Here is a 23,153-nt window from a genome sequence, read left to right as displayed (position 1 = left end):
GCGCCTTCTATGCCGCTTCGCCGATCGCGATGCGCTCCGGCGGAAAGCGCAGGGCGAACACGCTGCCCTTGCCCGGTTCGCTGGTGATCAGCAGTTCGGCGTCGTGGCGCATGGCGATGTGCTTGGTGATGGCCAGCCCCAGCCCGGTGCCGCCCACCGCGCGCGAACGCCCGCGGTCCACCCGATAGAACCGTTCGGTCAGCCGTGGCAGGTGCCGGGCCGGGATACCGATGCCGGTGTCCTGCACGCTGTAGCGCGCGCCGCCATCGGCTTCGCGTTCCCAGCGCACGGTGATCGTGCCGCCATCCGGGGTGTAGCGCACCGCATTGGTCAGCAGGTTCGACAGCGCCGAGGTCAGTTCCGTTTCGGCGCCCAGCACGTCCAGCGTGTCGTCGATATGCCATTCCAGCACATGGCGGCCGCCCGACAGCGCCTCGATCTGCTGGCGCGCCTTTTGCAGCAGCGCGCCCATGTTGATGGCGCGCGGGTCGCTGCCTGGCGACGATTCCAGCGTGGACAGCGTCAGCAGGTCTTCCACAATGGCCTGCATGCGCTGGGCCTGCTCATGCATCATGTCGATGTACTGCGCGCGCTGTTCTTCAGGCAGCGCGTCAGCCGGCATGTCGCGCAGCGTTTCCAGAAAGCCCGCCAGCACGGTCAGCGGCGTGCGCAGTTCATGCGACACGTTGGCCACGAAATCGCGGCGCGTCGTCTCCAGCCGTTCGATCTGCGTGACGTCGCGCGTAATAAGCAGCCGCTGATTGCTGGCGTAGGCGGTCAGCTGCATCATCATCAGCCGTTCCTGGCCTTGCTGGCCCAGGCGCACCAGGATGGGCTCGGGCCAGGCGGGGCGATGCGCGTATTCCACGAACTCGGGCGCGCGCAGCAGGTTCAGCAGGTTGTGCCCCCGATCCGCCGGCAGCCGCAAACCCAGATGCTGGCGCGCCATGCGGTTGCACCAATCAATCTGGAAGTCTTCGTTCAGCGTGACCGCGCCGTCCGGCAGGGCCTGGGCGGCGGCCAGCATGCCTTGCATGGTGTCGCGGGTTTCGGCCAGTTCCCGGGCGCGGGCGCGGGTATAGCGGTAAAGGGGGGCGAGGATGTCGTCCCAGGGCCCGACGGAAGCGGGGGGCGAAGTGTCCGGGTGATTGGCCCAGTGGGAGACCAGCGTCAGGCGCCAGCTGCGCCAGAGCAACATGGCGGTCAGCGCGGCGGAAAACACCACCCAGCCCGCCGGATCTCCAATGAGCCATTGCGCCAGTAATGCAATCACCGCCCACAGGGCGACCAGGAAAAGTGTGCGCAGCCAGATCATCGTGCGGCAGTTTTACCGCGTGGCGAGCTGTGCCGTAAACCGGTAGCCGCTGCCGCGCACCGTCTCCACGTGCGCATCGTGGCCGCTGGGTTCCAGCGCCTTGCGCAGGCGGCGGATGTGGACATCGACGGTGCGTTCTTCAACAAACACGTGGTCACCCCACACCTGATCCAGCAGCTGCGACCGCGAGAACACGCGTTCCGGGTGCGTCATGAAAAAGTGCAGCAGGCGGAATTCGGTGGGGCCGATCTGTAGCGACTGGCTGTTGCCCGACAGGCGATGCGTGACCGGGTCCAGCTTCAGGCCGCCCACGTCGATGACGTCGTCGGTCAGCTGCGGCGCACGGCGGCGCAGCACGGCCTTGATGCGGGCCATCAGCTCTTTGGGCGAGAACGGCTTGGTGATGTAGTCGTCGGCGCCGGCTTCCAGGCCATCGACTTTGTCTTGCTCGGAGCCCTTGGCGGTCAGCATGATGACCGGGACGGCGCGGGTGCGCTCGTCGTTGCGCAGCTTGCGCGCCATCGCCAGGCCGGAAGTGCCGGGCAGCATCCAGTCCAACAGTATCAAGTCAGGGAGTTCAGCGCGGATAAGGGTCTGGGCTTGGTCGGCGTCGAAGGCGCGCAGCACTTTGTGCCCCGCGAAGGACAGGTTGACGGCGATCAGTTCCTGGATTGCGGGTTCGTCTTCGACGACGAGGATGGTGCTGGACATGGCGAATTTGGCACGCTTCTGAGCGCCGGCGCGGCGCGAACATTGCGATAGTATGGCCGCAATATTTCAGGTATGTGACCGCGGGGCGTCCCGCAGGCAGGTTCTTCGCGCCGCCGGCGGGGGCCGATAGGCTACCATTGCCACGATATATCGGGAATTCACCATGCAAAACCCCTCCGAATCGCAACATTCCGCGCAGGACAACGCCCAGTCCACGCACTTTGGCTTTCAAACGGTGCCTGAAGGCGAAAAGGCACGCAAGGTTGCCGAAGTCTTCCATTCGGTTGCCCAGCGCTACGACGTCATGAACGATTTCATGTCGGCCGGCCTGCACCGCGTCTGGAAAGCCTTCACCATTGGCCGCGCTGCCATCCGCCCCGGCATGAAGGTGCTGGATATCGCGGGCGGCACGGGCGACCTGGCCAAGGCCTTCGCCAAGCGCGCAGGCCCCACCGGCGAAGTCTGGCTGACCGACATCAACGATTCCATGCTGCGCGTGGGCCGTGACCGCATGACCGACGCGGGCCTGTTGCTGCCCACCGCCGTCTGCGACGCCGAACGCCTGCCGTTTCCCACCGGTTACTTCGATCGCGTCAGCGTGGCCTTCGGCCTGCGCAACATGACGCATAAAGACCGCGCGCTGGCTGAAATGGCGCGTGTCCTGAAGCCGGGCGGCAAGTTGCTGGTGCTGGAATTCTCGCGCGTGGCAAAGCCCCTGGCCCCTGCCTATGACTGGTATTCCTTCAATGTGCTGCCCTGGCTGGGCAAGAAGGTCGCCAAGGACGAAGCCAGCTACCGCTACCTGGCCGAATCCATCCGCATGCATCCCGACCAGGAAACCCTGGCCGACATGCTGCGCAGCGCCGGGCTGGAACGGGTGCAGTACTTCAACCTGACCGCCGGCATCGCCGCCCTGCACGAGGGCGTGCGCCTGGGCTGAGCCCGGCGTGTCCATCCGATGATTTGTCCCCCCACGGGGAACTTGTGGGGCGGCATCTTGTCCGTTATTCTTACGACATTCAGATTACTGTAAGAAAAGTCGCGAATAGGTCCCGCTGTCCGTGGGACTCCTTGCTGCTCGGGGCAGCGGGGGCGCGAGTACGAGGGAGCTAACTCTATGACCAAATTCTGTCTTTCGCGGTTTGTCGCCGCGGCGCTCATCGCCGTTTCCGGCGCGGCGTTGGTGACGGCATCATTTGATGCCGAAGCCCGTCGTGCGGGTGGCGGTAGCAGCGTCGGCCGCCAATCCTCCAATGTGACCCAGCAACGCCAGGCCACCACGCCGCCAGCCGCCGCCAACAACACGGCCGGCGCCACCGCCGCCCCGGCAGCCGCCGGTGCCGCCACGGCCGGTGCCGCGGGCGCCGCCGCCAAGAGCGGCGCATCGCGCTGGCTTGGCCCCATCGCCGGCATCGCCGCCGGCCTGGGTATCGCCGCCTTGTTGTCCAGCATGGGCCTGTCGGGCGCGTTCGCCGAATTCCTCGGTTCCGCCCTGCTGATCGCCGCTGTCGTGTTCGCCGTCATGTTCATCATCCGCCGCCTGCGTGGCGCCGGTCCGCGTACGGCAACGCAAGGCGCGTTCAATGGCGCCAACAACGCACCCGGCCAGCAACAGCAGCCCATGTGGCGCGAAGCGCTCAAGCCGACCGCCGCCGCCGCTCCGGCCGCTGCCGCGGCTGCCCCGGTGGCGCCTCCGGCCGTGCTGCCCAAGGCCGGCGAGGACAACAACTGGTTTGTGCCGGGTGATTTCGACACCCCCGCCTTCCTGAAGCAGGCCAAGGAGCAGTTCGTGCGCATCCAGGCCGTGTGGGACAGCGGCAGCACCGATGGCCTGCGCGACTTCCTGACCGATGACCTGATCACCGAGCTCAAGCCGCAACTGGCCGAGCGCGGCGCGGCGCCCAACAAGACCGAAGTGGTCCTGTTGAACGCCGAAATGCTGGGTATCGAAACCGTGTCCGACGGCCACCTGGCCAGCGTGCGCTTCTCCGGCATGCTGCGCGAGGCCCCGGGCGCCGAAGCCTTCCGCTTCGAAGAAGTCTGGAACCTGTTCAAGCCCGCCAATGGCGGCTGGCTCTTGGCCGGCATTCAACAGATCCCCGTGGATCTGGCCAGCTAAACGCTGTTTGATCGGGGCTGACGCTGTCCTCCGTTGCCGGATGCCTCAGGGCATCCACTTGAACCGGCCCTAGAAGGGCCGGTTTTTCCTTGTCCCGTTGTACTAAACGCGGTCCCATCTAACCCGTTACACTCCCGATTTAGCCACTAATCCCGCAACCCCGACCCACCGGCGTTGCACACCGTCATGCTGCCCTTTTCCTTTCTGCCCACGCCCTCTCGAATGGCTGTCAGTGCGCTCAACGCCCTGTTGAGGCGCGAGGAATGGGCGCGCGAGCGCCTGGCGCGGCATGCCGGCAAGACGGTGCGCTTTGCGCTGGGTGGCTTCACATTGGGGCTGACGATCGATAGCGAAGGGCTGGCCGCCCAGGCCGACCCGGCGGTGGTGCCGGATGTGACGTTGACCGTCGCGCCCGAAAAGCTGCCCCTGCCGCGCCTGGGCGCTGATCGTGAAACGCCCGATTTCGCGCAGGCCACGCATATCTCCGGCGACGCCGCGCTGGCCCAGGTCGTAGCCGACCTTGCCAAGCAGCTGCGCTTCGATCCCGAAGACGCCCTGGCCCGCGTGGTGGGCGATATCGCCGCCCTGCGCATCGTGGGCGGCGCCCGCTCGGCAGCCGATGGCGCGCGCAACGCCGGCAAGCGCCTGGCGGAAAACGTGTCCGAATACCTGGCTGAAGAAAGCGGCGTGCTGGTGGGCCGCCCGGCGCTGGAGCAATGGCGCCTGGATCTTGCCGAACTGACCGCAAGCGCCGACGCGTTGGCGCGTTCGGCCACCGCCCTGCAAACCCGTCTGGCGTCCGCCAGCGCAAAGCGGGGCGCCTGATATATGTTTCCCCTGCTGCGCCTTATTCGCATCATCGTCGTATCGCTGCGTTATGGCCTGGACGAACTGGTCCTGTCCAGCCTGAATCATCCGCTGGCCACGTGCCTGCTGCGCGTCATTCGCCTGGGCACCCGCCCGCGTCAGCCGCGTGGGCAGCGCCTGCGGCTGGCGCTGGAATCCCTGGGGCCCATCTTCGTCAAGTTCGGCCAGGTGTTGTCCACCCGCCGCGACCTGATCCCCGCTGATATCGCCAACGAACTGGCCCTGCTGCAAGACCGCGTGCCGCCGTTCCCGTCCGCCCAGGCCGCCGCCTGCATCGAGGCCGCGCTGGGCGCGCCGCCTGAAAAGCTGTTCGCGCAGTTCGACGTGGACCCGGTTGCATCCGCGTCCATCGCGCAGGTGCACTTTGCCGTGCTGCACGACGGCCGCGAAGTGGCCGTGAAAGTGCTGCGCCCGGGCATGCTGGGCATCATCGAAAAAGACCTGTCGCTGCTCAAGATCGTGGCGCGCATCATCGAGCGCCTGGGCGCCGACGGCCGCCGCCTGAAGCCGCGCGAAGTCGTGGCCGAGTTCGACAAGTACCTGCACGACGAACTGGACCTGGTGCGCGAAGCGTCCAATTGCAGTCAGCTGCGCCGCAATTTCGGCCCGGAATCGGGCCGGGGCGACATGCTTATCGTCCCAGAAGTGATCTGGGAATACACGGCGTCCACCGTGTTCACCATGCAGCGCATGTACGGCATGCCGGTGGGCCAGGTGGAACGCATGCGCGAGGCCGGGATCGACATCCCGACCCTGGCGCGCACCGGCGTGGAAATCTTCTTCACGCAGGTCTTCACCGACGGCTTTTTCCACGCCGACATGCACCCGGGCAACATCTACGTGTCGGACCGCCCCGACACGCTGGGCAGCTATATCGCGCTGGACTTCGGCATCGTCGGGTCGCTGTCAGAATTCGACAAGAACTATCTGGCGCAGAATTTCCTGGCCTTCTTCCACCGCGATTACCGCCGCGTGGCGCAGTTGCACATCGAGTCCGGCTGGGTGCCGGCCGACACGCGCGAAGAAGAACTTGAAGGCGCCGTGCGCGCCGTCTGCGAACCGTACTTTGACCGGCCGTTGTCCGAGATCTCGCTGGGGCAGGTTCTGCTCCGCCTGTTCCAGACGTCGCGCCGGTTCAATGTCGAGATCCAACCGCAGCTGGTGCTGCTGCAAAAGACGTTGCTGAACGTCGAGGGACTGGGCCGCCAGCTTGATCCCGACCTGGATCTCTGGAAGACCGCCAAGCCCTATCTGGAACGTTGGATGCGCCAGCGTGTCGGATTCAAGGGGCTGCGTCAAAGCCTGGAAAAAGAAGCCGTGCAGTGGTCGCAAATGCTGCCCGCTTTACCCAGGCTGGTCCATGACCACCTGAGCCGCCCGAACGTCTCGCCCGCGCTGCTGGCCGAGATGATTCACCTGCGGCGCGCCCAGGAACAGAACAACCGGCTGGTTGCAGCGCTGGTTGGGGTGTTGGCTCTTGCGATCGGGGTCGCAATCTGGGCCTTGACCCGATAGGCGGCGCGATGGTCTAGACGAACTCTGTCATGTTTCATTCATGAAACGGTCATCATAGCTTCGCGGGAAACGGCGAAAAATAGCGCTGCGGTGGATGAAAGCAGCGTCAGTCGCCGGAACGACGCGCGCGCCATTCATTAATTTCTATCGCCCCACAAGCGGGACGAATACAAGGGCAGACCCATGCTTTATCCTGAACTCTTCAAGACCATGGAAGCCGTGCGCTGGAACATGGCGCACGACATCCCCTGGGGAGATTTCGATCGCAGCAAGCTCTCGGACGAGCAAGCGCAGACGATCAAGATGAACGCCATCACCGAATGGGCGGCGCTGCCCGCCACGGAGATGTTCCTGCGCGATAACCGCGGGGACAGCGACTTCTGCGCATTCATGTCGGTGTGGTTCTTTGAAGAGCAAAAGCACTCGTTGGTGTTGATCGAATACCTGCGCCGCTTCCGGCCCGACCTGGTGCCCACGGAAGAAGAGCTGCACAACGTGCGCTTTGAATTCGACGCCGCGCCCGAGCTGGAAACGCTGATGCTGCATTTCTGCGGCGAAATCCGCTTGAACCACTGGTATCGCCGTGCCGCCGAATGGCACACCGAGCCCGTCATCAAGGCCATCTACAAGACCGTGGCGCAGGACGAAGCCCGCCATGCCGGCGCGTACCTGCAATACATGCGCCGCGCGCTGCATGACCGTGGCCAGGACACCAGCGAACAAGCTCGCCTGGCGTTCTCGAAGATCGGCGTGCTGATGGCGTCGGCCGGCCGCACGCAGCAGGCGCTGCACCCGACCAACCTGCACGTCAACAAAGACCTGTTCCCCAACGACACGGTGCAATCGCGCCTGCCGGAGCCGGGCTGGCTTGAGCACTGGCTGGACACGCAGATCCGCTTTGACGGCATCTGGGAACAGAAGGTAGCCAGCCGCATTCTGCACATCCTGTCCAAGCTGATGGATCGCAGCTTTGAAACGGTGAAGGACCTGAACCGCTACCGCAAGGAAATGACCGCGCTGGTCGTGCCGAAGGAAAAGCAGATCATCCTGGGTGGCGCCTGAACGTCACTTTCGGGCGGTGGATGCGCGGATATAATCGCCGCATGTCCGCCGCCCGTTTTGAATCCAAAGTCCTGTCCCGCGACGAATGCGTCGCCGCCGTTGCCGCCGGCCGCCTGCCGCGGCCGCTGGTGTTCACCAACGGGGTCTTCGACATCCTGCATCGTGGCCATGCCACATATCTGGACCAGGCCGCGCAGTTGGGCGCGACCTTGGTGGTGGCCGTGAACACCGATGAATCGGTGCGCCGCCTGGGCAAGGGTGCCGAGCGCCCGCTGAACCGCATGGAAGACCGCGCCGCGCTGCTGGCCGCGCTGGGCTGCGTGACCGTGGTCACGTCGTTTCACGAAGACACGCCCGAAGCGCTGATCGGCCAGATCAAGCCCGACCTGATCGTCAAGGGCGGCGACTACGACATGGAAACGTTGCCCGAAACGGCGCTGGTAAAAAGCTGGGGCGGTCGCGCCGTGGCCATTCCGTTCGAATTTCAGCGGTCCACGACGGCGCTGGTGAAGAAGATCCAGGGCGGTTGAGGCCGAGGGGCGTGGAGCCTGCGCAGGGCATGAAAAAAGGCGGCTTGTGCAAGCCGCCTTTTTTGTCCGTAGCCCGTAGCCCGTAGCCCGTAGCCCGTAGCCCGTAGCCCGTAGCCCGTAGCCCGTAGCCCGTAGCCCATCCCATCGCATCCAAGCCCGATCCCCAGCCTCAGCGCGGTTCCCGCAGCAGCCTGTTGATGGCTTCCAGATCCGTTTCCGCCAGAATGCCGCTGGTGGCCTTCAGCCGCAGCCCCGACAGCACCGTGCTGTAGCGGGCCAGCGCCAGATCGCGCTGCGTCGCGTACAACTGCTGCTGCGCATTGAGCACGTCCAGGTTGATTCGCACGCCGACTTCGTAGCCGGTGCGGTTGGCCTCGACGGCGGCGCGGCTGGATTTTTCACCGGCTTCCAGCGCTTGAATGCGAGCCAACCCGCTGGTGACACCCGTGTAGTACTGGCGCGCGGCCTGGATGGCTTGGCGGCGTGCGGTTTCGAAGTCGTGGCGGGCCTTTTGTTCCAGCTGCACCTTCTCGGTGACCTGGGACGATACGCCGCCGCCGGAATACAGCGGAATGGACAGCACGACGCCCACCGTGTTGTCGATGGGCTTGCCCGGCGCCGCGTTGCGCATGACGGCGTCGCTGGCGCTGCCGCTGGTGGCCCGCAAGTTCAAGGTGGGATAGTGGCCGCTCTTGGCGATCTGGATTTCGCGGCCGGCGATGCGGGTCAGCAACTGCGCGCGCAGCACCTCCAGGCTGGACGATTCAGCCTGAGTGCTCCAGTCGTTGACGCGGGCGGGCTGGGGCGACGGCAATTGCACGCCGTAGGGCAGTTCGGCCAGCGCGCCCGGCGCCGTGCCGATGATCTTGGCCAATTCATCGCGGCGCACGTCCAGGTCGTTCTGCAAGCGCAGTTCCTGCGCGACCACCAAGTCGTAGCGCGCCTGCGCTTCATAGGTGTCGGTAACCGTGGAATTGCCCAGCTCGAAATTGCGCTTGGCCGATTCCAGCTGACCCGCCACGGCCGCTTTCTCGGCCTCGGTCGCGGTCAGCGCGTCTTGCGCGTACAGCACGTTGAAGTAGGCATCCGCCACGCGCAGCAGCAGGTCTTGATAGGCTTGCTGCAACTGGACTTCGACATCGGCGACGATCAGCTTGGACTGCTCGTAGTTTTGCCACCGGCCCCAATCGAATAGCGGCTGCGTCAGCGCCAGGTCCCAGACGCCGCGCCCGCCACTGTAGGCCACGCCCAGGCCGCGCGTGCTGCGCGTTTCCTGGTATGCGCCGCCGGCTTCGGCCGAAATAAGCGGCAGCAGCAGCGAGCGGGCTTGCGGTTCTTTTTCCAGCCCGGCGCGATAGTTGGCGCGGGCGGCGGCATAGGTGGGGTCATTGCCCAGGGCGGCTTGCCAGACCTGGATCAGGTTCTGCGCAAATGCGGGCAACGGGCCGACGCTTGCGGCGGCGGTAAAAACCAGTAAAGCCGTAAGCAATCGGACGCGCATGATTTTCAACGATACGCCGGGCCGCCCCAGGGTGCCCGGGCCCCGAAGCGGGGCGGGCACGGGGCGGCGGGGATAGGGTTTAGAACTTGAACTGGGATACCGCGACACCGCGCAGCGGCTTGATCACGGTTTCAAACAGGTTCACCGTTTCAAAGCTGGCGGCGGTAGTGCGGGTGATGCGACAGGCCGTCATGACGGGGGCCTGGCCCACGATCACGACCAGACGGCCACCCACGCGCAGCTGGTACTTGAGCGCGTCCGGCACGACGGGCACCGAACCCGTGACCAGGATCGCGTCGTATTCGGTCGAGCCCCAGCCGTTGCGGGCGTCGCCGGTTTCAACCTTGACGTTGGTGACGTTGTTCATTTGCAGGTTTTGCTGCGCGAACGTCACCAGGCGGCTGTCGATTTCAACCGAGGTCACCTGTTGGGCCAGATAGCCCAGCAGCGCGGCCTGGTAGCCCGAACCGGTGCCGATTTCCAGCACGCAGTCGGATTTGGTCAATTGCAGGTCTTGCGCCAAACGCGCTTCAACCTTGGGGGCGAGCATGGTCTGGCGGGTGTTGACCGCATTGATTTCAAGGGGCAGTTCCAGGTCGGAAAACGCCAAGGCGCGCAGGGCCGGCGGAACAAATTGTTCGCGGCGCACATCGAACAGCGCTTGCAGCACGTTGGCGTCCAGGACGTCCCACGGGCGGATCTGCTGTTCCACCATATTGAAGCGGGCTTGTTCTACGTCGGGCAGGGTCGAAGCGTTCATGACGGTCAGGAAAAAACAGAGGAATCAGGCGGCCATTGTACCGATTCGTAGCGTCCTGTGACGGCGCCCGGGCCAAGCAGGCGTTTCAGGCCGGGCGACCATGCCGGAAACGAGCGCGGCGCTTCGAAAAGCGCCGCGATATTCCGCAACCCCTGCTTGCAGGGTGGGGCGCCGGGCCTGCTACCACCAGGCGTGAAAGTGGTGGACCGGCCCGTGGCCCGATCCTACCGACAGCCGTTCGGCATGGCGGATGGCTTCCGTCAGGTAGGCCTTGGCGCGGCGTGCGGCCTCTGGTACGTCCCCGATTTGGGGCAGCAAGGCCGCCAGCGCGGCCGACAAGGTGCAGCCCGTGCCGTGGGTGTTGGCGGTGTCGATGCGGTGGCCGGGCAGTTCGATCATGCGGTCGCCGTCGTGCAGCAGGTCGATGGTTTCGTTGCCGGGCAGGTGGCCGCCCTTGACCAGCACCCAGCGTTCGCCGGAGTGCGCCAGTTTGTTGCGCAGGCGTTCGGCCACGCGCCGCATTTCCTTGACGGTTTCCACCGGCCGTTCTTCCAGCAGCACACCGGCTTCGGGCAGGTTGGGCGTCAGCATCGTGCACTGCGGCAGCAGCGCCTCGCGCATGGCGCCCACGGCATCGTTCTCCAGCAGCAGGTCGCCGCTTTTTGCCACCATAACCGGGTCCAGCACCACGTGCGCCGGGGTCCACTTGGCCAGCTTTTCGGCCACCATTTCAATCACCGGATACTGGCCCAGCATGCCGATCTTGACGGCGTCGATGCGCACGTCGGTGAACAGCGTGTCGATCTGCAAGCCCACGAAGGCAGGCGGCACGGCCGAAATGCCGGTAACGCCCTGGGTGTTCTGCGCCGTCAACGCCGCGATGACGGCGCAACCGTACGCGCCCAGCGCGCTCATGGCCTTCACGTCGGCCAGGATGCCGGCCCCGCCGGAGGGGTCGACGCCCGCGATGGTCAACGCGTTGGGAATGGGACGGGCGTTGCCGTCCTGTTGGCGCGAGCTCATTTCTGCGCGCCCGGGCCGCCGGTGATCAGCCCTTCAGTGGGCGAGCTGGGCGCGCCGCTGTACAGCTTCTTGGGCATGCGGCCGGCCAGGAAGGCCTCGCGGCCGGCTTCCACGCCCTTCTTCATGGCGCTGGCCATCAGGATCGGGTCGCGCGCGGCGGCGATGGCGGTGTTCATCAGCACGGCGTCGCAGCCCAGTTCCATGGCGATGGCGGCATCCGAGGCGGTGCCCACGCCGGCGTCCACCACGACCGGCACGCGGGCCTGGTCGATGATCAGGCGCAGGTTCCAGGGGTTCAGGATGCCCATGCCCGAGCCGATCAGGGATGCCAGCGGCATTACCGCCACGGCGCCCATGTCTTCCAGCATGCGGCACTGGATGGGGTCGTCGGTGCAATAGACCATGACCTTGAAGCCGTCGTCGACCAGCGTCTTGGTGGCCTTCAGGGTTTCGGGCATGTTGGGGAACAGCGTGTGCGGGTCGCCCAGCACTTCCAGCTTGACCAGGTCATGGCCGTCCAGCAGCTCGCGCGCCAGGCGCAGCGTGCGCACGGCGTCGTCGGCGCTGTAGCAGCCGGCCGTGTTGGGCAGAAGCGTGAATTTTGACGGCGGGACGTAGTCCAGCAGGTTCGGTTCACCGGCGTTCTGGCCGATGTTGGTGCGGCGGATGGCGACGGTGACGATTTCCGTGCCGCTGGCGTCCAGCGCCGCGCGGGTCTGCTCGAAGTCCTTGTACTTGCCGGTGCCGACGAGCAGGCGCGACGAATAGGCGCGCCCGGCGATGGTGAGAGTGTCTTGTGTGGTCATGGCGGTGTTTCAAAGGGCGGGTGCGCGCAGCGATACCCGCGGGAGGCTGACTGAAAGGCTTTCGCGAATGATAAAGCACGATGTCGCGCCGGATGCGCAACAAGGTGGGAAGCCCCGTTCCGTTTTTCAAGGAATGCGGCATGCATCAACCGCCAGGGCCGGATCAGCGCAGGCGGTCCAGGTCGGCGCAAAGGGCTTCGGCGGCGTCGATCAGGCGCGGACCCGGCCGGTACAGGGCGTCGGCATCCACGCCATACACGTGCCCCAGGCGCGCGGCCGGCAGCCCCAGCGCCTGCCAGGCGGCCAGGTTGCGGGCGGTGTCTTCCGGGCGGCTGACGCCGGCCACCACCGCCTCGGGCCGTGCCGCCAGCACGTTTTCCAGCGTGACCTGCGGCGCCACCACGGGCGCCTGGCCGAACACGTTCACGCCGCCGCAGACGCGCAGCGCGTCGCCGACGATGCTGCTGTTGTTCAGGGTGTAGATCGGGTCCAGCCCGGCCTGGATGAAGACGCGCACCGGGCGGCGTCCGGCGTAGCGCGACGTCAGCGCGGCCAGGCGCTGGCGCAATTGCTGGGCGGCGGGCCGCGCATGCGCCTCGGTGCCGAACAGCACGCCCATGCGCTCAACGGCGTCGGGAATGGCGGCCAGGGTCAAGGGATCGCTGTAGAAAACGGGCACGCCCAGCTTGTCCATGACGTGCACCAGCGGCTGCGCCGCGGCGGGCTGCCAGGCAATCAGCAGGTCGGGGCGCACGGCTGCCACGCGTTCCGCATCCGGCTGCGTGCCGTCGCCGATGATGGGCACGCGGCGCGCGGCGGGGGGGTAATCGCTGCCGCGTATGGTGGCGGCCAGATAGTCGCCCGCGCCGGCGGCGTAGACCAGTTCCGTGGCGTGCGGCGCCAGCGTGACGGCGCGGCGCGCGGGCGCGGCCAGCGAGACTGCGCGGCCCTTGTCGTCGTGCGTGTGGATGGCGTCGGCCGCGTTCGCGCTTGCCGCGCCCACCGCAAGGGCCAGGGCCAGGGGCAGGGCCGGCAACGCGCCCGGGGCAAGGAACAGCCCCAGGGCGATGCGGGAAAGCGCGCGTGCAAAGCTCATGCAAAAGCCGATAGAGGCAGCGAAGAACGCCGACTATATCGGATGTCCGCCATCAATAGCGCATCGTGAGCGATGCGTAGAAATTGCGGCCCGGCGCCGGGTACAGGTTGTAGTTCGCGACGGGGCCCAGCATTTCGAACGACGCATTGCCGCCGCGTATGCCGTACGTGGCGTACTGACGGTCAAAGATGTTGTTCACACCGATGGCGCCTTCGATGTTGCGCGTGAACTTGTACGCGACCTTCGTGTTGAACAGCACGTAGGCGTCCAGTTCCTTGTCGAACTGGTTGGCCTGGTCGTTGTCCATGCGCGACTTGCCCACATACTGCGCCGACACGTTCCACAGGAACGCATCGGTCGGGCGCCACGTCACGCCGGCGTTGGCCAGCCACTTGGGCGCCAGCGGCACGGTCTTGCCGGCCAGGTCCACGCCCGCGTAGTTGCCCGAGCGGAATTGCGCTTCCATCCAGGTCAGGTTGGCATCCAGCGTGACGCTGCTGGACACGGCGGTGCGGCCTTCCAGTTCGATGCCTTGGCGGCGGGTCGGGTCCAGGTTGGTATTGGCGCCGGTGCCCGGGCCCCACATGCCGTCGGCCAGCGGGTTGTACTGGATTTCGTTGGTCAGGTCATAGCGGAAGTACGACAGGCGGGCGCTGCTGGCGGCGCCTTGCCACGTCACGCCGATTTCCTTGTCGGTGGACGTTTGCGGGGCCAGCGGGCTTTGCACCGACAGCAGTTCGTCGGCGTTGGGCAGGCGGAAGCTGCGGCCGACCTTGCCGTACAGGCCGAAGCCGGCGGACAGGTCCTGGCGCACCCCCAGCTGCCACGCGGTCAGGTGGTTGCTGCGATCCGACGGGGTGCCCGAACCGCTCAGCACTTCCAGGTCGTCGGACGCGTACTGGCGGCGCACGCCGGCCGTGACCGTGGTGCTGTCGGTGGCGCGGAACAAGCCTTCGGCGAACAGGCCGTACTGATGCTGGCGCGACTGCCACTTGGACGGTTCGAAGTCGTAGTAGGCGTTCTGGTCGGCGGTGGTCTTGGATTCCTGCGCGTCGGCGCCGAACACCAGGCTGTGGCCGCCGGTGATCGGCAGGCGATAGCGCACGCTGGCGATGTTCTCTTCCAGCTTCTGGTCGCGCCACGTGTCGCCAAAGCCGTCATACGTCAGGCCGTTCAGCTTCTTTTCGCGGGTGGACAGATCGGCGTACAAGGTGCCCACGCCAATGGCCTGCTCTACTTGCAGGCCGAAGGTGGTGGACGTGGTCTTGACGAAGTCCACATCGTTCTTCGAGCCGCGCGGGTCGTCCTGGAATTCGTTCACGCCGGTCGACGGGCTGATCAGGCGCGGGCCGGGCAATTCCAGCTTTTGCGTGGTGGTGCGGCCGTACAGGCGGATCGAGCCGTTGTCATGGCGCAGCGTGATGCCGCCGCCGCCACCTTCGCGGCGCTCGCCGCTGTGGTCGCGGTAGCCGTCGGTGTGCAGCGATTGCAGGTAGGCGTCAACGCCCACCTTCTGGTTGTTCATGGCGACGGCCGCGTCGTATTGGCGCAGGCCATAGCTGCCGAACGTGGCGGTGGCGCGGGCGGTGACCGGTTCTTTCGAGAAATCAGACCGGGTGATGATGTTGATCACGCCGCCGGTCGTGCCGCCGCCGTATTGCACCGAGCCGCTGCCGCGCACGATTTCAATGCGTTCCACCTGGTCCAGCGGCACTACGCCCAGGCTGGGGGCCGACAGATCATTGGTGTTCTGCTTGACGCCGTCGATCATGATCAGCGTGTTGCTGGCGCCCGTGATGCCAAAACCGCGCAGGTCGACAATCGCGTTGTCGCTGGAGCTGCCGGTATTGATCAGGTTGATGCCGGCCTGGGTCGACAGCAGGTCATGCATGGTGCGCGCGCTGCTGGCGGCGATGTCCTGCGCGGTGATCACCGAAATCGATATTGGCAGCGTGCGGCCGTCGGTCGGCACGCGCTGGGCGGTCACGATGACCGGGTCGAGTTCGGAGGTGGCAGCTTGCTGGGCGGCGGCGATGGCCGGAGCGGAACAGAGCAGGGCGCCGGCGTAACGCCGGATAGAGCGGGCTTTCATCTACATAACCTCGATGCGACCCGCGACCCCGCAGGCCAATCACGATGGGAGGACGTCCGCGCGCCACGGCAAGCCCGGCAAAGCGGGCGCGGCGGCGCTGGACTTCCTGACGAGCGAACTGGCCGGTATCGGGCTGCCATGGCTTGAAAAGCGCATGGGGACCGTTGCGGGGGCAGCACAGGCTGGACGCGGGGCTTGCCGGCCGCCTGCTGTACGGCAAGGCGGCGTGGCGGCCCGGGCGGGCGTCTTCCTGTTTCCCGTTTATCTTTCGCACGCGGACAGGCAAGTGTTGTGTTCTTGCCAGCCTGATGCGCCGAAAGCACCGGTTCGGGGCCGAAACTGTATCACCCGAGGGCGCGAGAGACCCCGTTTTGTTACGATCAGGGCTTGTTTTTTCGGCGTTTTTCGCTTTTTAGCCACATCCGCGCCGCTGTTGGCCAACTTTATCTGGACCTGCCCGTGTCGTATCCCCGCCTGCCGTACCCGCCCGAAGCCTATACCCAGGGTGGCGAATTCGCCCGCCTGCTGGGCAAGCGCATCCTGATCCTGGACGGCGCCATGGGCACCATGATCCAGCGCTACAAGCTGGGTGAAGCCGACTTCCGGGGCGAGCGTTTCGCGGCCCACGGCAAAGACGTCAAGGGCAACAACGAGCTGTTGTCGCTGGTGCGTCCCGATGTCATCTCCGAGATCCATCGGCAATACCTGGAAGCGGGCGCCGACGTCATCGAAACCAACACCTTCGGCGCCACCACCATCGCGCAGGGTGATTACGACCTGCCGCAACTGGCCTACGAACTGAACCTGGTTTCCGCGCAATTGGCGCGCCAGGCCTGTGACGCCTACAGCACGCCGGACAAGCCGCGCTTCGTGGCCGGTGCCCTGGGCCCGCAGCCCAAGACCGCGTCGATCTCGCCCGACGTCAACGACCCCGGCGCGCGCAACGTCACCTTCGACGAATTGCGCGTCGCCTATATAGAACAGTTGAACGGCCTGCTGGACGGCGGCATCGACATCGTCCTGATCGAAACCATTTTCGACACGCTGAACGCCAAGGCCGCCATCTTCGCCACCGAAGAAGTGTTCGAAGCGCGCGGCATCCGTCTGCCCGTCATGATCTCGGGCACGGTCACGGACGCGTCCGGCCGCATTTTGTCGGGTCAGACCGTTGAAGCCTTCTGGAACTCGGTGCGCCATGCGCGCCCCATCACCATCGGCCTGAACTGTGCGCTGGGCGCGGCGTTGATGCGCCCGTATGTGGCCGAGCTGTCCAAGATCTGCGACACCTACGTCTGCGTGTACCCCAACGCCGGCCTGCCCAACCCCATGGCTGAAACCGGCTTTGACGAAACGCCCGCCGACACGTCCGCGCTGCTGGAAGAATTTGCCCGCGCCGGGCTGGTCAACATGTCCGGCGGCTGTTGCGGCACCACGCCGGACCACATCCGCGCCATCGCCGACAAGGTCACGGCGCTGACGCCGCGCGTCGTGCCGGACATTCCCGTCAAGACGCGCCTGTCCGGCCTGGAAGCCCTGAACATCGACGAAGACACGCTGTACGTCAACGTCGGCGAACGCACCAACGTGACGGGTAGCAAGATGTTTGCCCGCCTGATCCGCGAAGAAAAGTACGACGAGGCGCTGGCCGTGGCGCGCCAGCAGGTCGAGAACGGCGCGCAGATCATCGACATCAACATGGACGAGGCCATGCTGGATTCGGTGGCCTGCATGCACCGCTTCCTGAACCTGATCGCATCCGAGCCCGACATCGCGCGCGTGCCGGTCATGATCGACAGCTCGAAATGGGAAGTCATCGAAACCGGCCTGAAATGCGTGCAGGGCAAGGCGGTGGTCAACTCCATTTCCATGAAGGAAGGGATCGAGCCCTTCCGCCATCACGCGCGCCTGTGCCGCCGCTACGGCGCGGCCGTGGTCGTCATGGCCTTTGACGAACTGGGCCAGGCCGACACGCTGGAGCGCCGCAAGGAAATCTGCGGCCGCGCGTACAAGATCCTGGTCGAGGAAGAAGGCTTCCCCCCCGAAGACATCATTTTCGACCCGAACGTTTTCGCGGTCGCCACCGGCATCGACGAACACAACCACTACGCGGTGGACTTCATCGAAGGCACCCGCTGGATCCGCGAAAACCTGCCCCACGCCCGCATCTCGGGCGGCGTGTCCAACGTCAGCTTCTCGTTCCGTGGCAACGAGCCGATGCGCGAAGCCATCCACACCGTATTCCTGTATTACGCGGTCAAGGAAGGCATGACGATGGGCATCGTCAATGCCGGCCAGCTGGGCGTGTACGCCGACCTGGACCCCAAGCTGCGCGACCTGGTCGAAGACGTGGTGCTGGACCGCCCCGACCCCGTCGGCAAGACGGACCCGTCCGACGAACGCACGCCCACCGAACGCCTGGTGCAGTTTGCCGACAGCGTGAAGGGTTCCGGCGCCAAGCGCGAAGAAGACCTGACGTGGCGCAAGGCCGACGTCGAACAACGCCTGGCGCACGCGCTGGTGCACGGCATCACCACCTTCATCGTGGAAGACACCGAAGAGGTGCGCCAGAAGATCTTCGACCGCGGCGGCCGCCCCATCGAAGTCATCGAAGGCCCGCTCATGGACGGCATGAACGTCGTGGGCGACCTGTTTGGCGAAGGCAAGATGTTCCTGCCGCAAGTGGTGAAGTCGGCCCGCGTCATGAAGCAAGCCGTGGCCCATTTGATTCCCTTCATCGAAGAAGAAAAGCGCCAGATCGCGGCAGCCGGCGGCGACGTGCGCGCCAAGGGCAAGATCGTCATCGCCACCGTCAAGGGCGATGTGCACGACATCGGCAAGAACATCGTGTCGGTGGTCTTGCAGTGCAATAACTTCGAAGTCGTGAACATGGGCGTGATGGTGCCCTGCGCGCAGATCCTGGAAAAGGCCAAGGAAGAAAACGCCGACATCGTCGGCTTGTCCGGCCTGATCACGCCCAGCCTGGAAGAGATGGCCTACGTGGCCAGCGAAATGCAGCGCGACGAATATTTCCGCAGCCGCAAGCTGCCGCTGATGATCGGCGGGGCGACCACCAGCCGCGTGCATACGGCCGTGAAGATCGCGCCCAACTACGAAGGCCCGGTCATCTATGTGCCCGACGCCAGCCGCTCGGTGGGCGTGGCCACCAACCTGATGTCGGACCAGTCTGAAACGTACCTGGCCGAACTGGCCCAGGAATACGAGGAAGTGCGCCGCCGCCACGCCAACCGCAAGGCCACGCCGATCTTGCCGCTGGCCGACGCCCGCGCCTCGCGTCCCGTCATCGACTGGGACAACTACACGCCGCCGCGCCCCAAGTTCATCGGCCGTCGCACGTTCAAAAGCTACGACCTGGCCGAGATCGTGAAGTACGTGGACTGGGGCCCGTTCTTCCAGACGTGGAGCCTGTTCGGCCCGTTCCCCGCCATTCTCGACGACAAGGTCGTGGGCGAGCAGGCGCGCAAGGTCTATGCCGACGGCCTGGCCATGATGAAGCGCATCGTCGAAGGCCGCTGGCTGACCGCCAACGGCGTAGTGGGCTTCTACCCGGCCAACAGCGTCAACGACGAAGACATCGAAATCTACAAGGACGAAACGCGCAGCGAAGTGCTGTTCACGTATCGCAACCTGCGCCAGCAGGGCGCCAAGCGCGAGGGCGTCAGCAACAAGTCGCTGGCGGATTTCATTGCGCCCAAGTCCTCGGGCAAGATGGACTACATCGGCATGTTCGCCGTCACGGCGGGCATCGGCATCGAGAAAAAGGAAGCGGAATTCGAGAAGGCGCTGGATGACTATTCCAGCATCATGTTGAAGTCGCTGGCGGACCGCCTGGCCGAAGGCTTCGCCGAATGCCTGCATGCCCGCGTGCGCCAGGACCTGTGGGGCTACGCGGCCGACGAGGCCCTGTCCAACGAAGACATGATTGCCGAAAAGTACGTGGGCATCCGCCCCGCGCCCGGCTACCCGGCGTGCCCGGAACACGTCGTCAAGACCGATATGTTCCGCGTGCTGGACGGCGCCGACATCGGCATGATGCTGACCGACAGCTATGCCATGTACCCGGCGTCCAGCGTGTCGGGCTTCTACTTCAGCCACCCGCAATCGCAGTACTTCAACGTGGGCGTGATCGGCGAAGACCAGCTTGAAGACTACGCCAAACGCAGCGGCCGCGGCATTGAAGACCTGAAGCGCACACTGGCGCCGAACCTGGGGTGATGCGCCGGCCTGGGCCGGACAGCCGCTTATCGCCCCGGCGGGGCGATGCGGCCCAGGATGCGTTCAAGGGTCAGCCCAATCGCCAGCACCGCGCGGTCTTCGCCTGGCAGCCCGTCTATTTCCAAACCCACGGGCAAGCCTTCTTTTGACCGCCCGGCCGGCACGCTCAGGCCCGGCAGGCCGGCGTTGCTGCCCGGGTCCACGTTGCGGGCCAGGCGGCTGAACGCTTCGAAGCTGCTGGCCTGCGGCGTAGCGGGCAGCGGCAGGATCGGCAGCGTGGGAAACAGCAGGCCGTTTAGCTGGTGTTCTGCGAACGCGCGGCGATAGACGTCGATGAGTTCATCGCGCTGGTGCGAGATGACACGCTCGTACAAGGGTTGCAGCGCCAGCACCTGGCCGTCGGGCGTGGGCAAGACGCCGGGCACGATCAAGCCTTCAAAAATGCCTTTGACGTCGGGACTGGAAATCTGCGCCACCACCTCGTCAAAGCTCACGCCCGTGTCGTAGCGTTGCAGGTAGTCGGTCAGGTCCGGCTTTTGTTCATACAGGCATAGCGGCATGCCGACCGCGGCGTTGGCGGCAGGCAGCTCGGGCATGTCGATCTCCACCAACTGCACGCCCGCGTCGCGCAGCTTTTGCAGCGCGGCGTGGGTGACGTCGCGCACCTGGGCTTCCAGGTCGTTCCAGAAATAGCTGGCCAGGCCCAGGCGCACGCTTTTTGCGTCAAGCGGCGCAAGCGGCGCGGTGTCATCGGCCAGCACCGCGTCCAGCAGCACGATGTCGTCCATGCTGTTGGCAATGGGACCCGGGGTGTCGCGGGTGTGTGAAATGGGCGTGATGCCGGCGCCGTCATAGCGCCCCACCGACGGCCGGAATCCGACAGCGCCGTTTACCGAGGCCGGCAGTCGCACCGATGCGCCCGTGTCGGTGCCCATGGCCGCCGGCGTCAGGCGCGCGCCCACCGCCGCGCCGCTACCCGACGACGAACCGCCTGCGATGCGGCTGCTGTCATAGGCGTTGCGCGTGCCGTCTCCCAACGGGCCGGGAAACGCGGTGTTGTAGCCCGACACGCCAAACGCCAGTTCATGCATGTTGGTCTTGCCAACGATGACCGCGCCCGCCGCGCGCAGCCGCTGCACCACCGGTGCGTCTTTTGCCGGGCGGAACGATTTCAGCGCGGGCGTGCCGGCGGTGTTGGGCAGGCCGGCAACGTGGATGTTATCTTTGATGGCGATGGGCACGCCGCCCAGCGGACCGCCGTGCGGCTGCGCGTCGTAGGCGCGGGCCTGGGCCAGGGCGCCCTGGTGGTCCACGGTAATGAAGGCGTTCAACGCGGCGTGGGCGTCGATGCGGGTCAGGCTGGCCTGGGTCAGCGCTTCGCTGGACAAACGGCCCTCGCGGATCAGGGCGGCGGCCTGGCGGACGGTCAGGGAAGCCAGCACGTCGTCGCCGTGGGCGTGGGGCAAGGGCGGCGCGGACGTGGGCTGCTTGGATGAATCGGACATGGCGCGGTTCCCTTATGCACGGTTGATGGAACCGCCATCTATACCGTTACCTGCCGGACCTGTCGAGCGCGGCCGCTACGCTGGCCGGCTGGGTCTTCTGGTTCACCAGTCGGATACTGGTAAACCATGATGCCGAAGATTGGTGAACCAAATATTATTTGGTCAGACCACTTTAATATGCCATGACGCTGCAACTGATCCCCAAACCCGCAGAGCCGGCCAGCAAGCCGGCGCCCGACCGCGCCTATGTGCGGCTGGCGGCGCAAATCCACGCCCTGGTCGCCCAGGGCGAATTTGCCGTCGGCAAGCGGCTGCCAGCCGAACGCGCGCTGGCTGAACGCTTTGACGTCAGCCGCACCGCGCTGCGCGAAGCCATCATCGCGCTGGAACTGCAAGGCGTGGTGGAAGTGCGGGGCGGTTCCGGCATTTATGTCTGCGAACCTAAGCCCGGCGTGGCGCGCCTGCCGCCCGCGCAGGAAGCGGGGGCCGGGCCGTTTGAACTGCTGCGGGCGCGTTGCCTGATCGAGTCCGAGGTGGCGGCACTGGCCGCCACAACCCGCACCGATGCCGACCTGGACCGCATCTTCGAGGCGCTGACCACCATGCGCGAGCAGATGACGGATAAGGCGGCCAACCAAGAGGCCGACCGGCGCTTTCACCTTTACATCGCGCAGTCCACCGGCAATAGCGTGTTGCTGGCGACGGTAACGTCGATGTGGGACCAGGCCCAAGGGCCGATCTGGGAAAAGATGGAACAGCACTTCCATTCGCAGGATTTGCGCCAGGCATCGCAGCAAGACCATCAGCAGATTTTCAGCGCGCTGGTTGCGCGCGACGCGCAGGCGGCCAGGCTGGCGATGCGTGCGCACCTGGAACGCGTCATCGGCGAATTCGCCCAGGGGTGGCGATAGCGCATCCCGTCATATAGGGGCACACCAGCATGTTGAATTGCGCAATTCATGGTGCACAGGATCTGCGTCTGGACGTACAGGCGCCTGAAGCGCTGGGCGCGACGCAGGTGCGCGTGGCCATCAAGGCCGTTGGCATCTGCGGGTCGGACCTGCATTACTACCGTCATGGCAGGGTGGGCGACTTTGTCATCCGCGAGCCGTTGACGCCGGGCCACGAGGCCTCGGGCCAGGTGCTGGAGGTGGGCGCCGCCGTTACCACAGTGAAACCGGGCGACCGCGTGGCGCTGGACCCGGCGCGCACCTGCGGCGTGTGCCGCTACTGCCGCCAAGGCGATTCCAACCATTGCGATGCAGTGCATTTTTTCGGTAGCGCCAGCCGCTATCCGCACATGCAGGGCGCCATGCGCGAACAAGTTGTGGTGCAGGACGCGCAATGCCTGCCCGTGCCGGATAGCCTGTCATTCGAACTGGCGGCCTTCGGCGAGCCCCTGGCCGTGGCGCTGCACGCGGTGCGCAGCGCCGGCGGCCTGCTGGGCAAGTCGGTGATGGTGGTGGGCGCCGGCCCCATCGGCGCGCTCATCCTGATGGCGGCGCGGCTGGCCGGCGCCAGCCAGGTGACGGTGGTGGACATCGTGGACGAGACGCTGGCCACCTGCGCGCGCGTCGGCGCCACCCACATCATCAACGCCGCTACCGACCCCGGTGCCATCGACGCGCTGGGCGCGGGCAAGGGCACCGTCGACGTCTGCTTCGAAGCCTCCGGCAATTACGCCGGGCTGGCCAACTGCATCCGCGCCACCCGCCCGCGTGGCGTCATCGTTACGGTAGGCACGTTGAATGGCAGCAGCGAGCAATGCCCGTTCAATCTCATCATGGTGAAAAGCCTGTCCGTGATCGGCAGCTTTCGCTTCGTCGACGAATACGCCTGGGCGGTGGACTACCTGAGCCGGGGCGTACTGGACGTGTCGCCGCTGCTGACGGCGGCGGTGCCGGTGCGCAACGTGCATGACGCCTTCGCGCTGGCGGCCGACCGGCATTTGGCGATGAAGGTGATGGTGACGTTCTGACGCGGCCTTCGTCGGCCAACCCCCTATCCCTGCCCCCGCT

The 23,153-nt window shown here is 65.8% G+C and carries 18 protein-coding genes; 9 read left to right on the top strand and 9 right to left on the bottom strand.

Features of this window, described 5'->3' with window-relative positions; all coding sequences use genetic code 11:
- Positions 1-7 precede the first annotated feature (7 nt).
- Both phoR and phoB read right to left on the bottom strand, forming a co-directional pair.
- On the bottom strand, positions 8-1,315 hold the full coding sequence (gene phoR, locus V6F88_RS22645; protein ID WP_332612396.1) for a phosphate regulon sensor histidine kinase PhoR: 1,308 nt from the start codon (positions 1,313-1,315) through the stop codon (positions 8-10).
- Positions 1,316-1,327: 12 nt separating this feature from the next.
- Positions 1,328-2,026, bottom strand: a complete 699-nt coding sequence (gene phoB, locus V6F88_RS22640; RefSeq protein ID WP_006217129.1) for a phosphate regulon transcriptional regulator PhoB — start codon at positions 2,024-2,026, stop codon at positions 1,328-1,330.
- Between the two features lie 163 nt (positions 2,027-2,189).
- Here phoB and ubiE point away from each other — a divergent pair, with 163 nt between their 5' ends.
- The 6 genes from ubiE to rfaE2 all read left to right on the top strand — a co-directional run bounded on the left by ubiE (position 2,190) and on the right by rfaE2 (position 8,119).
- The gene (gene ubiE / locus V6F88_RS22635; RefSeq protein ID WP_046807660.1) at positions 2,190-2,966 is read left to right on the top strand and encodes a bifunctional demethylmenaquinone methyltransferase/2-methoxy-6-polyprenyl-1,4-benzoquinol methylase UbiE; all 777 of its coding nucleotides are present in this window, start codon (positions 2,190-2,192) and stop codon (positions 2,964-2,966) included.
- Positions 2,967-3,143: 177 nt separating this feature from the next.
- Positions 3,144-4,145 carry a Tim44 domain-containing protein gene (locus tag V6F88_RS22630; protein WP_046807659.1) on the top strand — a complete coding sequence of 334 codons (1,002 nt, stop codon included), beginning with the start codon at positions 3,144-3,146 and terminating at the stop codon, positions 4,143-4,145.
- A gap of 186 nt (positions 4,146-4,331) precedes the next feature.
- Complete coding sequence (locus V6F88_RS22625; RefSeq protein WP_332612392.1) at positions 4,332-4,970, top strand: ubiquinone biosynthesis accessory factor UbiJ; 639 nt, start codon at positions 4,332-4,334, stop codon at positions 4,968-4,970.
- Between the two features lie 3 nt (positions 4,971-4,973).
- Positions 4,974-6,527: a ubiquinone biosynthesis regulatory protein kinase UbiB gene (gene ubiB / locus V6F88_RS22620; RefSeq protein ID WP_046807657.1), complete on the top strand. Its 1,554-nt coding sequence runs from the start codon at positions 4,974-4,976 to the stop codon at positions 6,525-6,527.
- Between the two features lie 183 nt (positions 6,528-6,710).
- Positions 6,711-7,589 carry a ferritin-like domain-containing protein gene (locus tag V6F88_RS22615; RefSeq protein WP_046807656.1) on the top strand — a complete coding sequence of 293 codons (879 nt, stop codon included), beginning with the start codon at positions 6,711-6,713 and terminating at the stop codon, positions 7,587-7,589.
- A 41-nt stretch (positions 7,590-7,630) separates the two neighbouring features.
- Positions 7,631-8,119, top strand: a complete 489-nt coding sequence (gene rfaE2 / locus V6F88_RS22610) for a D-glycero-beta-D-manno-heptose 1-phosphate adenylyltransferase (RefSeq protein ID WP_219991621.1) — start codon at positions 7,631-7,633, stop codon at positions 8,117-8,119.
- 169 nt (positions 8,120-8,288) lie between these two features.
- On the opposite strand, the gene V6F88_RS22605 is transcribed toward rfaE2, so the two are convergent.
- From V6F88_RS22605 to V6F88_RS22580, 6 genes are all read right to left on the bottom strand, one after another.
- Positions 8,289-9,620 carry a TolC family outer membrane protein gene (locus V6F88_RS22605; protein WP_332612390.1) on the bottom strand — a complete coding sequence of 444 codons (1,332 nt, stop codon included), beginning with the start codon at positions 9,618-9,620 and terminating at the stop codon, positions 8,289-8,291.
- A gap of 79 nt (positions 9,621-9,699) precedes the next feature.
- Positions 9,700-10,380 (bottom strand): protein-L-isoaspartate O-methyltransferase family protein, encoded by a 681-nt coding sequence (locus V6F88_RS22600; protein ID WP_046807653.1) that lies wholly within the window; start codon positions 10,378-10,380, stop codon positions 9,700-9,702.
- A gap of 180 nt (positions 10,381-10,560) precedes the next feature.
- On the bottom strand, positions 10,561-11,403 hold the full coding sequence (thiD, locus tag V6F88_RS22595; RefSeq protein WP_332612389.1) for a bifunctional hydroxymethylpyrimidine kinase/phosphomethylpyrimidine kinase: 843 nt from the start codon (positions 11,401-11,403) through the stop codon (positions 10,561-10,563).
- The gene (locus tag V6F88_RS22590; protein WP_332612388.1) at positions 11,400-12,209 is read right to left on the bottom strand and encodes a thiazole synthase; all 810 of its coding nucleotides are present in this window, start codon (positions 12,207-12,209) and stop codon (positions 11,400-11,402) included. Before V6F88_RS22590 ends, thiD begins: the two co-directional genes overlap by 4 nt.
- A 163-nt stretch (positions 12,210-12,372) precedes the next feature.
- Positions 12,373-13,305: a cobalamin-binding protein gene (locus tag V6F88_RS22585; protein ID WP_332612386.1), complete on the bottom strand. Its 933-nt coding sequence runs from the start codon at positions 13,303-13,305 to the stop codon at positions 12,373-12,375.
- A gap of 52 nt (positions 13,306-13,357) precedes the next feature.
- On the bottom strand, positions 13,358-15,397 hold the full coding sequence (locus V6F88_RS22580; RefSeq protein WP_332612384.1) for a TonB-dependent receptor: 2,040 nt from the start codon (positions 15,395-15,397) through the stop codon (positions 13,358-13,360).
- 459 nt (positions 15,398-15,856) lie between these two features.
- On the opposite strand from V6F88_RS22580, the gene metH reads away from it, so the two are divergent.
- Positions 15,857-19,630, top strand: a complete 3,774-nt coding sequence (metH, locus tag V6F88_RS22575; RefSeq protein WP_332612382.1) for a methionine synthase — start codon at positions 15,857-15,859, stop codon at positions 19,628-19,630.
- Between the two features lie 26 nt (positions 19,631-19,656).
- On the opposite strand, the gene iaaH is transcribed toward metH, so the two are convergent.
- Positions 19,657-21,135, bottom strand: coding sequence for an indoleacetamide hydrolase (gene iaaH, locus V6F88_RS22570; RefSeq protein ID WP_332612381.1), 1,479 nt, complete (start codon positions 21,133-21,135; stop codon positions 19,657-19,659).
- 182 nt (positions 21,136-21,317) lie between these two features.
- On the opposite strand from iaaH, the gene V6F88_RS22565 reads away from it, so the two are divergent.
- Both V6F88_RS22565 and V6F88_RS22560 read left to right on the top strand, forming a co-directional pair.
- Positions 21,318-22,046, top strand: coding sequence for a FadR/GntR family transcriptional regulator (locus V6F88_RS22565; protein ID WP_332612379.1), 729 nt, complete (start codon positions 21,318-21,320; stop codon positions 22,044-22,046).
- 29 nt (positions 22,047-22,075) lie between these two features.
- Entirely contained in the window at positions 22,076-23,113 is a 1,038-nt protein-coding gene (locus V6F88_RS22560; protein WP_332612377.1) for an L-idonate 5-dehydrogenase, read from the top strand.
- The last annotated feature ends 40 nt before the right edge of the window (positions 23,114-23,153 follow it).

The organism is Achromobacter sp. ESBL13, assembly GCF_036668755.1.
Lineage (GTDB): Bacteria > Pseudomonadota > Gammaproteobacteria > Burkholderiales > Burkholderiaceae_B > Achromobacter.
Note: the sequence above shows the minus strand (reverse complement) of the source record. Positions and strands in the feature narration are given on the sequence as shown.